This is a genomic window from Pseudomonas sp. TE12508, assembly GCF_056279485.1.
This window is the reverse complement of sequence record NZ_JBWCCN010000002.1, coordinates 221055-232871: the sequence shown is the minus strand read 5'-3', so window position 1 is coordinate 232871 and position 11817 is coordinate 221055. Positions and strand designations below refer to the sequence as shown.

The following is an 11817-nucleotide window of genomic DNA, read 5'->3' as shown; positions in this document are numbered from 1 at the left end:
TCAGCGTCTCTTCAGGTAACCGCTGGTGGAGCTGCGGCGTTGAGGTGGTATTGCAGCGGGTCGCGATTGCGCGACCGGAGCAGCGGGTTGCTGAGTCGGTTGTAGAGCGACAACGGGAATTGCATGGTCAGCACTGCTGACGCGTTCGCCCTGAACGGGCTTGATGCCCAAGGCTTCGTCAAACAGACCGGACTGTGCCAGGGACTGACGCACCCGCTCCCAGTCGTGTTCCTTGTAACGGTTGAGGCCCAGGTAGTGCGCCATGGCCAGGCAGTACACCATCAGGTCGAGAGCTTCGTTGCGCTCGGCCTTGCCCTTGACCCACTCAATGCGCTTGTGTCCGCGCACATAGCGGGCAACTTTGCGCTCGGCAACGCACTGGTCGAAGAAGTCATCCGGCAGGTCATTGGCAAAGTGCAGCGCGCCCGGCCCGGCCTCGAACGGGTAGCGGTTGTAGATCCAGTCCTTCGCCGTGTCAGTACCGACGAACCACAGCTCGGCGCCATTGCGTTCGGTCTGGCCTTTCCAGGTCACATCGACCATGGATGGGCGCTGAGCGATTACTGGTTTGCCGGGCTTGCTTGCGCCCTTGATGGCGAACACGTTTCGCCAGCGGCGAACGCGGCAGAACTGGTAAACCTCATCGGTGTGATGACCACCGGAGTCGACAGCCACCGCGAGAATGCCAAGACCGACGCCGCACGGATGGCGGTATTTAGCCTTGAGCAGTTCGTCCAGCGCGGCCCAGGTGCGCTCGTCGGCAGGATCACCCGACACTACCTGGTAGTCGACGACCCAGCGCTCCATGCCAACGCCCCAGCCCATGGCCATGAACTCCAGGCGGTTGGCCTGAACGTCGACGGCACCGGTGATCATCAGCACGGCCGCCGGCAGCGAGCCAAGACCGAAGCCTTCCAGCCGTGCCCGTTGTCTGAGCACATCGGCTTTGGTTTGCTCTTGGGCGGCGTCCCAGACCTTCGCCAGACGGGTGTTGTAGAACACCTGCATCGGCTCAAGATCGCCTTTGGCTTGGGCCTTCTTGGCCTTTTCGAATTGCTTGGCCAGTGACTTCCAGTCCATCCAGCCCAGCGGCGAATACAACGCGTTGAGGTGGAAGCCTACCGTCTCGCCGTCGCCCTCGGCATGAGCACGCCACTCGCCTTTGGCGAGCATTTCACCCTTGTGGTATTCCTCGATCAGCACGTCGCAGTCCATCCCGGACGCCGCGCACTTGTAATGCACTACGCTGAAGTCGGCCGAGTAGAGAAGGTTTTCCCACTCAAGCGTCTGCATGTGACCACAATACGGGCACGGCACGTAGTAATGACGCTGATCACTGCCGTCGAACAGATCGGAGATCCGCGAGGCGCCCTTGATCGTCGGCGAGCTGGAAAAGTAGAACTTCGCGTTGCGGCCGAAGGTACTACCCCGGGTTTCTGCCAGCTCGATGGGGTCGCCCTCCTCGCCAATGTCCACTTCCCAGCGATCGATCTCGTCGCCGTACACGTAGCGCGCCGAGAGCTCCGACAGGTTGGCCGCCGAGCCAGCGGTTGTGACGTACAAGGTCCCGCCCTCGAACTCCTTGGTGTCCATGGTGTTGCGTGAATCCCGCGAGCGGTTGGCCGCCACTCGCTCCCGCAGCACCGGTGTCGCTTTGATCGTCTTGCCGATCCGTGATGACACCCGTTTGGCCAGGCCGAGGCTTGGCAGCAGCGCCAGAATGTTCGACGGCGCCATGTGCATCAACCCGCCGATCCAGTTCAGACCGATCTGGGTTTTCATCAGCTGCGACGCGACCATGGTGATCACGCGCTTGCAGGGATGAGCCGGCGACAGACAGCGCATAGGCTCGCGGGCATACGGCGTGCGCGAGGTGCGGTACTGGCCCGGCTCAGCGGCGCCGGTGTCACGCGGAATCCGCATGTATTCATCGGCCCACTGATCGATCCAGACGTCCGGGTCAGGCCGTAGCCCACGGAAATACGCCTCGCGGTACACCTCTGCACCGTCAGGAATTTCCGTGGGCATGGGCTTAACTCGTGGTCAGTGCGTGTTCAAGATCCGCTGAAGACATGCGCTCGGCATCCTCCAGCGAGAGACGGATCGCCGCCGTAAGGTGCTTTTCGATTTCCCAAGGATCGGTCATGGAGGCCAGTTCGGGTGCCAGCTGCGGCGGCATGCCCAGCAGTTGATCGCGCAGCATGCGGCCGGCGTTGTAGGCGCCGGTCTGCACCGCCGACATCGCAACCAGCGAACCCTTGGCCTTGTGCAATTCGATCTCGGCGAGCTGGGCTAGGTTGTGTTCGCGCAGAGCGCGGGCCTTCTGGAAGTCGGGCAGCTGCCCCGCAGGGGTGATCGCGGGCGGCGGCGCAGCCATTGAAGTCGGTTCGACCTGGCTGGATAGCTGGCTGTACACGTCACGCTGAAGCCGGTCTTGGTGGTGCCGATCAGCGACGGCGGTCTTGCTGGGGTCCGCGGTGTCGCGAATCAACGCTTCGCTGGCAGTGACATCGACCTGTTTACCATCGGCGGTCAGTACCAGACGGTCGTTGTTTTTCAACCAGGTGATGTAGCTGGGCGCCCTGCCGATCCGAGCCGCGAAGGCGCTCTTTGACAGGTACATTGGTTCTGTCATAAGCCCTCCTTTTCAACGGCTTTTCAATGGAAACCTTTCAATTTCAATGGATTGAATTTCAGTAAGCTGGCAACCCTTCCGCTAACACTTTCCCGCGGGTTTCCGACCCCGTGTCCCTCGAATGCCGCCAGGGTCCCCCGCAATGAAACCGCCACACCCGTGTGGATTTCACCTGTATCGAACACGGTGGCACAATGAAAACAATAAACCCGCCAGGAGAATCCGATGCGCTTACCCATGACATGTTTCCAGTGTTTCACAGAGCTTACAGCCCCTTCACTACCCGTTTGGGTGGAGTACCAAGATAGTAATTTATATGAATTCACATGCCCAAATGGACATCAGTCAGCCTCAATACTGCAGCAACAAAAACTTGAGGTTTTATTCACTATAGGCACATCCGCAATAATAGACGGTTACTACAGAGAAGCAGTAGCTTCTTTTGCATCCAGTCTAGAGCGCTTCTATGAATACTTTATAAAAGTTAAGTTAATCCATGACAAAATCGAGTTAAGCGCGATTGATGATACTTGGAAAAATGTAGCAAAAATGTCGGAAAGACAACTGGGGGCTTTCATACTCCTTTATACTCAGGAATTCGGTGAAGCTCCTTCCCTCTTGGGTCAAAGAGAAGTCACATTCCGGAATGACGTAATACACAAAGGTCTAATACCAAACAGAGAGCAAGCGATTGAATACGGCCAGGCTGTTTTAGACGTTATAAACCCAATTACAGAAAAAATGTACGTCTCTTTCAAGGACGCAATGATGGAGATGAAATTGCAACAAATGAATAAATACGTAGCCACTTCAACCAAAGGCGAAACATCAAGCCCGTCAACGATAAACTCCCCCTCACTTCTAAATGTGACATCGCGCCACCCTGAATATGCTCCGTGCAGTTTACTCGAGGGATTAGAGCACATCAGAAGGTTGAAAAACTTTAGTTCTAATGTGATTTAGTGGCATCTGAAGATAAGATTCCGATCCTTTAGATGCCAAACCGCTTGGCGGCCCAGCGTTCGTACAGCCCGATGGCGACATCGGCACCGGCCATCGCGGTGAGGCATCCAATGCTCCCTGCCGCCAAGACTGACATGCCCGAAGCGAGCAGCAACATCATGGTGGAAAGCCCGCAGACCACGCAGGCCCCGGATCTAAGGAGCAAGCGGCGAACCAGAGACCAGCCGCTTACTCCCGCTTTGTCTGCTCGCCATGCCTCGCCCGAGATTCCACCTACCAGGGACAGCACGATTACCATCCAGATCGGCATATCAATAAGCGCTTGCTGCTCGTTCGTCATCGCACTACCCCATAAATGCAAAAACCCGGCGCAATGGCCGGGTTCAGTGTGGTGGTGTGTCCCGCAGCTTGCGGTCGCACCTATCGAAGATGACTACTTTTTACAGGTCGATTCCGGTGGCAGCAACCCCGGTTTAATGCCACCCGGTGAATAAGTGGGTAACACCGGGTGAACGCCTAGCGAATGTCGGCGAATATCCCACCCCGGCATTCTGCTGTTTCGGCGGCGTCCCATCTGTCCCACCATTCAGAGTCGAAGTGGGACGCCTGAGAGCGCCTAAATTCGGGGCTTCGCCCCACTGTCCTACTTATATCTTTCCATTCTCGTGTAAAGGAAGAATTTAAAGAACACGCGTGCGCGTGAAACGCGTGTATTGGTGCCCGCTACGCTTACACGGGCGGGAGACACTTTTAGCGGGACGGTGGGACAACCCAGCAACGACAAGGCCCGCACCTGTCCCACTGCATCAAAATGCAGCGGGACAAGACGGGCCGGTGGGACAACAACAGCCAAGATCATTCCTGGGGTCACGCAGCCATCCCCATCAACATGCCAAAGATGTGCAGATGCGCGTCATGCAGACGCTGGTAGTACGTATCGCGACCACAGCCGCAGTGCGCGTACCGCAAGCGCATGTCGACATCAAAATTGCAGTAGTGCTCCCGCACGACCTTCACCAAGTCGGAGCTCAGGTGCTTGGTCACAATCAGCTCAATGTCGAGAGAGCTTTCCAGCGGCGCACGGCTTGCGCGCCGGCCACGGATCAACTGTCCGTCACTCTCCATCATCATGGCGACCATGTTGCCCCCAGCGAGCCCGCCTTTCGACAGGTCGGAATGCAGCTCCTGCGCCCACAACCTGAGCCGCGAATCGACTTCCTTAATCAAAGCAAGGCTCCTCGACAGGTTCCCGCTTCAATGCCGAAGCACCGCCCCACCCTGCCGGCTTCTTGTAAGCCCACGGCCGCTGACCACTCTTCACCAACGGAGGCAACCGCACACGCCGCCAGCCCAACCGATGCATGATCGCCCCGACCCGCATCTGCTCCGGCTTACCCCAGTGACCGGCGTCAAGTTTCAACGGGCCGGACAACACTTCGCTGCCAGTGGTGGTTTCGCCAATCTGCGAATCCTCAAGCCAGGTCAGAATCGGACCTTCCCACTCATCCACCACAAAACGTTCGTCCTGCTCTTCGCCGAACATCGCCGCCTCATCCAGTGTCACCCACCAGAGATCGCCTGCGTCGTAGCAAAACACGGCCTCGGCCCACAGCTGATCACGGATCGAACGCAACAGCTCCAAATCCACCTTGGTACACGCCACCGGCCAATAGCGGCGGTTACCGGTCGCATCCTTGAGATACTCGTCCTGGTTCGTCGTCCCCACGAACACGCACTGACGCGGCACGTCCATGGTGCGACGGCCGTAGCTCTCGCGGTAAGTGTCAGTGGACGCCGAGAAAAACTGCTTTGCTTTGGTGCTCTCGGCCTTGTTGAAGCTGTCCAGCTCGCCCAGCTCCACAATCCACTTGCCCCGGATCGCTTGAAACCCGTCCTTGTCGCCCAGGGCGAAAGGCGTATCCATAAACCACTCGCCGCCGAGAATACTCATCGCCGTCGACTTACCGGCGCCCTGCGCGCCCTCGAGGATCATCACCGAGTCAGCCTTGCAGCCAGGCTTCATCACCCGCGCCACGGCCGACAACATCCAGCGCTTGCCCACCTTGGACGAGTAATCAGTGGCCTTGACGCCCATGACTTCAGTGAGCCAGCTCTCCAGACGCGGCACGCGATCCCATTCCAGCTTGCGCAGATACTGTCGCACTGGATGGAACGCATGATCATGCGCAACCACACTCACCGCCTCGATCACATGCGAGGCCTTGACCCGCAAGTTGTACTGCTGCGCGAGCCACTTCATCACCCTCACGTCATCAATGTCCGCCCAATCGCCCGTGCCGCCGCCATACGGCGCCGCACGCAGCTTCACGATCTTCGAACTGAAAGCGCTGTAGCTGATCACCCCGGCCCAGCGTTCGTCATTGGCCAGGATCAGCTCGACGTTCTGCATGTGCGCAATCAATGCCCCGCTTTCGCTACGAGCCAACAGATCTTTCCAGCCACCAGCGGCCGGCGGCTTGACCACGGCCAGCACCTGACGGCGCACCGCCTCCAAACCCTCCGCGACGTGCAGGTCATTGAAGTCGGTCCACTTGTCTTCCCGCTCACCAGAGAAGATCGGCGCAACCACCTGGCCACCAACGATCAACGCGGCGTTGTTCGCCTTTTCTTCACCAGGGTTCCAAGGCTCGCCATTCGGGCGCTTGGTCTTCCAGTCATCGTCGCGACAGACAATCAGTGGGCATCCTGGGAAACGTTCCCGCATGGCCTTGCAGACCACCAACAGGTTGCCCGCATCGAAGGCTATGGCCACGGTCAGCGAGGTCGCCATGTGCAGGCTCGCGCCGGTGGCGTAGCCCTCACATACCAGCACCGGCGCCCCCGGATCAGGGTGCGGACCGATCAAGTGAAAGGCGCCCTCTTTGGACATCCCGTAGGGCCAGTAGGATTTGTCCCGGCCGGTGTCTTCCTGCTTGGTTGGATATACCACCTGCAAGCCGACAATCTCATCGCGCGCGTTGCTCATCGGCACCAGGAAAGCGCCGGTACGCGGCGCGTAACGAACGCCAATGCCAACAATTTGCTTCCGATCCAGATAGTCGCTACGGCCCTTTTCCGGCATGCGCTTGAACAGGCCTGCCGCCCGGTTCGCGGCGCGACGCGCTGCATTGGCCTTAACCTCGGCAGCGCGGCGCTTGGCGTCCTCCTGACGAGCGCGCATGACTTCGCGCTCTTCTGGCGACATCCGCCCGGCCTTGACCTTTACCTTCTGCGACTCACCCGAACGCCAGTCACCAAAACTGCCGAAGATCAGCGTTTCGTTTTTCTCTGTGTGGTGCTCGTGGACGACGTACCAACCGTTCTTTTCCGCGCCCCTGTCCTGCGCTGTTTTGCAGCGGGTCAGCTTGCCGAAACTCAGCGGTAGTTTTGGCTCAAGACCAAAGTCTGCGAATTGATCCAGAACCTCATCGAGCATGCCGGGCCTCCCGCGATTCCTCAATGGCTAGGCAATCCACGCACTGCGTACACCCCGGCTGCGCTACGCGGCGTGCCTCCGGGATCGGCTCATCGCAGTCTTCACAGAACAGAAATGAATGCGCCGCCAAAACGGGCTTGGCGGCGTTACGTGCAACAAGAGCCTGATCAAGACGCTCCTGGACCAGGTCATTAGCAAAGTCGGCGATATCAGCCACGGTCAACACCCCGCGTCGTCTGATTGACATAGGTGGCGCGGTTGAACATCCCCAGCAGCCCCTGAATACCGCGAAACACCTGCAGGCGGATCGCGGCCAGTTCGTTGTCACTGACCACACCGTCGCCGATGCTCTTGGCCCATGTATCAGCCAAGTCAGCTACTTGCCGAAAGTACTCAGCAATACCGGTAGTCAAGGTTTCAGGCATGTCGTTGGTGTACGCCTCGGCCAATTCCTGCCAGGTCGTATCCCCCACCAACGCGTGTACGGCATCCAGAATGCGGCGGTCCTTGGTCAGCTCCAGGATCTCGCCAAACTCCTGAATGTTGACCGTGTGACTTGGGTGCGTCGGAGACAGCTTGTGCTGCAGCGTGGTGGCGTTTCTGCCGGTGGTAGCGGCAATTGCAGCGGCGCCGCCGGGATAGTCCCGAGCAGCATGGTAAAGCGCTAAATCGAGCGGCAAGATTTCCCGCTGCGCCCGTTCTACAGAACTCAGAGCGATTCGGCTCATGGCATTAATCCTTGTAAGTTGCCAGTGCCGCGCGACATGCAGTGGTGATACATTTGCCGCGTGGCTTGAAAGGGCCCAAACGCCGGCTAGATCCTCAAGATCGAAACCAGCACCGTGCCGAGGCGAACGATCCGTCGTTCACCTCTGGCGCAACAGCTGCCCAATCTGTGGTGGAAAAGGCAGTACACACCAAGGCCTCCGTGCCTTGGAAAGCGCGGTAAAGAGAGGTGGTTAGCATGTGGTGTGCCCGCCTATCTTTATCGCGACCCGACAGCGCTGTGGTGGTGCGTGCCGGGAGGAACTGGGCGGCCCTTGGGTCGCCTTCTTTCTGACTATGCAGCAGCTTTCTGCGGTGCAGATGCATTCAGCAACCAAGCGGACTCAAACGAGTTGCCCTTCTGCTTTGCAGCTGTCGCCAAAAGAACTGCGTATTTGGTTTCACCGGTGTAGTCAGTTCGAGGCAGGCTGGCTGCCAGACGCCACTTGTTCAACGCCTGATAACTCCTGTCGCAAACCTTCGCGGCGGCCCCGATGCCGCCTACTGCTTCAAATGCGAACGCAATGGCGTTCGGGAAATCTTCGGGGTCCAACATGGCAACCTCCATTAATCAACTCGTAGTTGATATTAAACATCAACTGACTATTGCGCAAGCTCCGTGGCACTCTCAACCCATGGTTGATAAAAACAAATTACGTGCTGCTTTCAGCACGCGACTACACGAAGCTCTCGACGATGCCGGCGTACGCAGTCGGGGGCGTGGCGTGGACATACATCGTCAGTTGAAAAGCTTGGGGGTTGATAAAACTACACAAGCTGTCAGCAAATGGCTGAACGGCGAAGCTATGGCCGAAGCAGACAGCATGGCTGCGCTTTGTTCTTGGCTGAAGATAAGACGGGAATGGCTTGAGTACGGAGTGTTACCAAAGCAGCAGACTGGTGAAAGCAACGTGCGCCAACTGGTCGGCAACGAGGAGAGCAACGTAAGCGAAATCAACCAGCAATTTGGTAAGGTCCCGCTGATTTCTTGGGTGCAAGCTGGATCCTGGTGCGAGGCTATTTCGAATTTCGAGGAGTATGACTCTGATTCGTGGCTATCCTGCCCGGTTCCAATCAGCGCGCATGGCTACGCACTTAAGGTACTTGGCGATTCGATGACAAATCCTGGACCGGGCCGAAGCTATCCTACAGGCTGTATTATTTTTGTAGATCCTGATGTAGAAACCAGGACAGGGGATCGAGTTATAGCAAGGGTTCCACGCACCAATGAAGCAACATTCAAAATTCTGGTAGAGGATGCAGGCCGCCAGTTTTTGAGGCCAATTAATCCGCAATATCCAATTATAGAAATTACGGAAGAAACACATATATGTGGAAAGGTGGTAGGAGCCTTCCTACCCGAATAACTTAAAACTAATAAGCTCGTCGCTCTCTAAAATCAACTTCATCCAACAACTCTAAGACAACAAACCAATGCTTGCGCCTAGAATAAATCTCCAACTCTCTTAGCTGCCTATGTGGCAACTCCCTCCTCCTACGAATCCATTGCCTATTTGATTCGTGGGACTGCCCTAGATTCGGACCAATACGTGGTGCAAGACGATTGAAGGCATGAGCAATTTTTTGGAACAATGCAGGTGGTACAGTCCTATTATTGTAGGCCATCAAGACATCTAGAATAACTGTCAAACATTCCGAGTATCCTTGAAACTGCCCTGCAGCACCCGACCGCCTAAAAGCCTCATCGACGCAACTTTCGAAAAATGGAATAAAGCAGTGAATTAAATGTGAGTGGTTCTCACGCAACAGAGTCAGAATTTCGTTCCTGCGTCCTTCGTCATCCAAAAACAATTCAATAGCTTGATCAGTACTTGTATTGATGTAACGCTCCAGAGCTGCCAGATTCGCATGCTCACTAGCGTCCTGCTCTCTTCTCGCCTCAATTTTAGGCATGAACTCGTTAAAAAAATCTTCGAGGCTACTCACCTCTAAAACTAAAACACCATTACTTGCCCTATACGGCCCGAAATTTGGCTCCCGAGCCCGCACAACCTGCACAACACCGTGTGGATAATCGCCCCCCTGAAAACTGAATACATGCTGGGACCAATCATAGGCAGTTAAAACATTATCATCTCCTAACCCGTAACCCAAAAGCAAAGTAGTGGATTCCTTAAGAGTTAAGGCAAGTTTTATCTGTCGATACTCGTTAGGTCGAAACAATGCCGTATAGTCTTCACGCGCGATAACTATACCTTCAGGATCGGTTCTAACACCATGCAAGTGATAAACAGGTATCCTTCCTTTTGGAAATACTAGCGGCTCATTTGGACCAATTGTCATAGAAGTTACAGGCAATAAACTTTCCAGAACCAAATCGTAATTAGTAGTAACTATCCACGATGGTGAAATATCCGAAAGCCTCGTCGAATAAAATGCCTTTTTCTCTTCACTCGGATACCAAGAAGTTAGTTCCGCTACTTCTATCTTAAGATCAGCCAATGACCGGCTAAACAACAAATCATTTTCGCGAGAATGTTGTTGACATAGTAACGAGGCAACTTCAGGATATCCTATACCCGCCAAAGCGCCGTGAGAAAAATCGAATTCCACCCCCATTTCTGCGGCGGCCACCTGCAATAATGTCCCCCATGAAAGTGCTTCTTCACCCACCAGCTCCTTCGAAAATCCAGCTCCGATAAATAAACATAAATTGCCATAGGCGCTAGATGCGGCTAGATACTCTAAAACCTCCTCCCGCTCTGGTTGTTCTTGTAGTGGACGCATTATCCCTCCTTGGGATTGGAAACATATGTTTCATCAGCTTGCGGCGAAATGAACTTAGGTCCACGCTACTGAAATGCCATCAGACTGTCTACCTATGACACGAACAACCGGATCATCAAAAAATTGACAACCAATGGTTGTTGACACAGATCAACCAGTGGTTGATATTTGCCTCACTCTTCCACCACAGAGCGAGGCAACACCATGCACACCACAGCCACCCTGCACGTTCATCCAGCCACTGCTGACCCCTTCCGCATCTTCGAGATTCGTCGCTTGGCCCGCGAATGCGGCTGCACGTTTGTCACCACCAAACCAAAGCAGAAAGCCCGCACCATACCCGCTCCGTTCGATCCGAATGGCGGAGGGTATGCAGCATGAGCAAATACAAGCTGGACAACCGCACCCTGCAGCTGCTCAACGCCCAGGTCAATCTGACCGAGACCTTCAACCACGTTGTACGATCGACACCCAAGCGCGAGGCCCTGGCGTTTCGCCTGAAAGTCGAACGCAACACATCTGACACTCTTTTCACCGTTGAACTGGGCAGCGAGCGCCACACGCTGACCTTGAAGAACGAAAAAAAGATGCACCTCAAGCTGGCCGACTTTATCGAAGAGATCGTCAACGGCCCATTCGATCCCAGTAACACAGCTGATTTGCTGAACCTCCCGCACGTAAGCCGCCAATACGCTCGGTTTGATGTCGAGAACAAGCAGCGAGTGTTCGAGCTGGTGAGTACCGGCGGCGTACTGAGTCTCGACATGGGGTTCGAGCTCCCCCTCCATGTCTCCATCCATCGCACCCAAACTCGCACCGGCGTCACCACGATCATGAGCATCGGCGTGAAGCGCCCGCGCACGAAGTGCTTCACCGTCTGCGGTACTGACGTCGAGATCTACGAAAAAGTAGTCGAGTCCATTAACCACCTGGCTGCCGTGGCGACTCCTGCCGCGCATGCAGCCTGAGGAGGTGCCATGGAACGCACACTTGCTCAAGCCGCAAAACACCTGGGCCTGACCCGGTCCAAACTAATCAGCCTCATGCGGGGAAAGGGTCTGCTCAATGAACGGAACCTGCCCACCTATCCGACCCGTGATCGCGAATACCTGCGGATCAAGGAAAGCAACTGGTACCACGACCAGCTCGGCATGCAGTACAGCCAGTCAACCCGAATCAAGCAGCCCGGCATCCGCTGGCTGGCCGAGCAACTGAGGCTGAACCTACCCGAAATCCCGGTAGACAGCCGTGACATGGCCTAGGGAGTACG

General features: G+C 56.0%; 15 protein-coding genes. 5 read left to right on the top strand and 10 right to left on the bottom strand.

The window, feature by feature from the left end:
* Genes ACZ9IM_RS03330 through ACZ9IM_RS03320 form a run of 3 tightly spaced genes read right to left on the bottom strand, consistent with a single transcriptional unit; the run spans position 1 to position 2874 of the window.
* The gene (locus ACZ9IM_RS03330; RefSeq protein ID WP_476223360.1) at positions 1 to 2028 is read right to left on the bottom strand and encodes a phage terminase large subunit family protein; all 2028 of its coding nucleotides are present in this window, start codon (positions 2026 to 2028) and stop codon (positions 1 to 3) included.
* Positions 2029 to 2032: 4 nt separating this feature from the next.
* Complete coding sequence (locus ACZ9IM_RS03325) at positions 2033 to 2635, bottom strand: terminase small subunit (protein ID WP_476223359.1); 603 nt, start codon at positions 2633 to 2635, stop codon at positions 2033 to 2035.
* A 23-nt stretch (positions 2636 to 2658) separates the two neighbouring features.
* The gene (locus tag ACZ9IM_RS03320; RefSeq protein ID WP_476223358.1) at positions 2659 to 2874 is read right to left on the bottom strand and encodes a hypothetical protein; all 216 of its coding nucleotides are present in this window, start codon (positions 2872 to 2874) and stop codon (positions 2659 to 2661) included.
* Here ACZ9IM_RS03320 and ACZ9IM_RS03315 point away from each other — a divergent pair.
* Positions 2861 to 3598 (top strand): hypothetical protein, encoded by a 738-nt coding sequence (locus tag ACZ9IM_RS03315; RefSeq protein ID WP_476223357.1) that lies wholly within the window; start codon positions 2861 to 2863, stop codon positions 3596 to 3598. The genes ACZ9IM_RS03320 and ACZ9IM_RS03315 overlap by 14 nt on opposite strands.
* A 28-nt stretch (positions 3599 to 3626) precedes the next feature.
* On the opposite strand, the gene ACZ9IM_RS03310 is transcribed toward ACZ9IM_RS03315, so the two are convergent.
* The 6 genes from ACZ9IM_RS03310 to ACZ9IM_RS03285 all read right to left on the bottom strand — a co-directional run bounded on the left by ACZ9IM_RS03310 (position 3627) and on the right by ACZ9IM_RS03285 (position 8355).
* Positions 3627 to 3938, bottom strand: coding sequence for a phage holin family protein (locus ACZ9IM_RS03310; RefSeq protein ID WP_476223356.1), 312 nt, complete (start codon positions 3936 to 3938; stop codon positions 3627 to 3629).
* Positions 3939 to 4465: 527 nt separating this feature from the next.
* Positions 4466 to 4825, bottom strand: coding sequence for a PA0613 family protein (locus ACZ9IM_RS03305; RefSeq protein WP_476223355.1), 360 nt, complete (start codon positions 4823 to 4825; stop codon positions 4466 to 4468).
* Positions 4818 to 7034 (bottom strand): VapE domain-containing protein, encoded by a 2217-nt coding sequence (locus ACZ9IM_RS03300; RefSeq protein ID WP_476223354.1) that lies wholly within the window; start codon positions 7032 to 7034, stop codon positions 4818 to 4820. The genes ACZ9IM_RS03305 and ACZ9IM_RS03300 overlap by 8 nt, the downstream gene beginning before the upstream one ends.
* Positions 7024 to 7251 (bottom strand): TraR/DksA family transcriptional regulator, encoded by a 228-nt coding sequence (locus ACZ9IM_RS03295; RefSeq protein ID WP_476223353.1) that lies wholly within the window; start codon positions 7249 to 7251, stop codon positions 7024 to 7026. The genes ACZ9IM_RS03300 and ACZ9IM_RS03295 overlap by 11 nt, the downstream gene beginning before the upstream one ends.
* The gene (locus ACZ9IM_RS03290; RefSeq protein ID WP_476223352.1) at positions 7244 to 7762 is read right to left on the bottom strand and encodes a phage regulatory CII family protein; all 519 of its coding nucleotides are present in this window, start codon (positions 7760 to 7762) and stop codon (positions 7244 to 7246) included. Before ACZ9IM_RS03290 ends, ACZ9IM_RS03295 begins: the two co-directional genes overlap by 8 nt.
* Before the next feature lie 332 nt (positions 7763 to 8094).
* Entirely contained in the window at positions 8095 to 8355 is a 261-nt protein-coding gene (locus ACZ9IM_RS03285; RefSeq protein WP_476223351.1) for a hypothetical protein, read from the bottom strand.
* Between the two features lie 79 nt (positions 8356 to 8434).
* Between ACZ9IM_RS03285 and ACZ9IM_RS03280 the strand changes: the two genes are divergently transcribed.
* Positions 8435 to 9166: a LexA family protein gene (locus ACZ9IM_RS03280; RefSeq protein ID WP_476223443.1), complete on the top strand. Its 732-nt coding sequence runs from the start codon at positions 8435 to 8437 to the stop codon at positions 9164 to 9166.
* Positions 9167 to 9173: 7 nt separating this feature from the next.
* On the opposite strand, the gene ACZ9IM_RS03275 is transcribed toward ACZ9IM_RS03280, so the two are convergent.
* Positions 9174 to 10547 (bottom strand): SIR2 family protein, encoded by a 1374-nt coding sequence (locus tag ACZ9IM_RS03275; RefSeq protein ID WP_476223350.1) that lies wholly within the window; start codon positions 10545 to 10547, stop codon positions 9174 to 9176.
* A gap of 204 nt (positions 10548 to 10751) precedes the next feature.
* On the opposite strand from ACZ9IM_RS03275, the gene ACZ9IM_RS03270 reads away from it, so the two are divergent.
* The 3 genes from ACZ9IM_RS03270 to ACZ9IM_RS03260 are packed head-to-tail and all read left to right on the top strand — an operon-like array spanning position 10752 to position 11809.
* Positions 10752 to 10928, top strand: coding sequence for a hypothetical protein (locus tag ACZ9IM_RS03270; RefSeq protein WP_476223349.1), 177 nt, complete (start codon positions 10752 to 10754; stop codon positions 10926 to 10928).
* Positions 10925 to 11515 (top strand): hypothetical protein, encoded by a 591-nt coding sequence (locus ACZ9IM_RS03265; RefSeq protein ID WP_476223348.1) that lies wholly within the window; start codon positions 10925 to 10927, stop codon positions 11513 to 11515. The genes ACZ9IM_RS03270 and ACZ9IM_RS03265 overlap by 4 nt, the downstream gene beginning before the upstream one ends.
* A gap of 9 nt (positions 11516 to 11524) precedes the next feature.
* A complete protein-coding gene (locus ACZ9IM_RS03260) occupies positions 11525 to 11809 on the top strand; it encodes a phage antirepressor KilAC domain-containing protein (protein WP_476223347.1) in 285 nt (94 codons plus the stop codon).
* Positions 11810 to 11817: the final 8 nt, after the last annotated feature.

Bases quoted from the DNA above. Each gene is read 5' to 3' on its own strand.
- ACZ9IM_RS03265 (WP_476223348.1), top strand. From the start codon at position 10,925: ATGAGCAAATACAAGCTGGACAACCGCACCCTGCAGCTGCTCAACGCC.
- ACZ9IM_RS03330 (WP_476223360.1), bottom strand. From the start codon at position 2,028: ATGCCCACGGAAATTCCTGACGGTGCAGAGGTGTACCGCGAGGCGTAT.
- ACZ9IM_RS03260 (WP_476223347.1), top strand. From the start codon at position 11,525: ATGGAACGCACACTTGCTCAAGCCGCAAAACACCTGGGCCTGACCCGG.
- ACZ9IM_RS03285 (WP_476223351.1), bottom strand. From the start codon at position 8,355: ATGTTGGACCCCGAAGATTTCCCGAACGCCATTGCGTTCGCATTTGAA.
- ACZ9IM_RS03300 (WP_476223354.1), bottom strand. From the start codon at position 7,034: ATGCTCGATGAGGTTCTGGATCAATTCGCAGACTTTGGTCTTGAGCCA.
- ACZ9IM_RS03325 (WP_476223359.1), bottom strand. From the start codon at position 2,635: ATGACAGAACCAATGTACCTGTCAAAGAGCGCCTTCGCGGCTCGGATC.
- ACZ9IM_RS03275 (WP_476223350.1), bottom strand. From the start codon at position 10,547: ATGCGTCCACTACAAGAACAACCAGAGCGGGAGGAGGTTTTAGAGTAT.
- ACZ9IM_RS03320 (WP_476223358.1), bottom strand. From the start codon at position 2,874: ATGGGTAAGCGCATCGGATTCTCCTGGCGGGTTTATTGTTTTCATTGT.
- ACZ9IM_RS03310 (WP_476223356.1), bottom strand. From the start codon at position 3,938: ATGACGAACGAGCAGCAAGCGCTTATTGATATGCCGATCTGGATGGTA.
- ACZ9IM_RS03270 (WP_476223349.1), top strand. From the start codon at position 10,752: ATGCACACCACAGCCACCCTGCACGTTCATCCAGCCACTGCTGACCCC.
- ACZ9IM_RS03280 (WP_476223443.1), top strand. From the start codon at position 8,435: ATGGTTGATAAAAACAAATTACGTGCTGCTTTCAGCACGCGACTACAC.
- ACZ9IM_RS03290 (WP_476223352.1), bottom strand. From the start codon at position 7,762: ATGAGCCGAATCGCTCTGAGTTCTGTAGAACGGGCGCAGCGGGAAATC.
- ACZ9IM_RS03315 (WP_476223357.1), top strand. From the start codon at position 2,861: ATGCGCTTACCCATGACATGTTTCCAGTGTTTCACAGAGCTTACAGCC.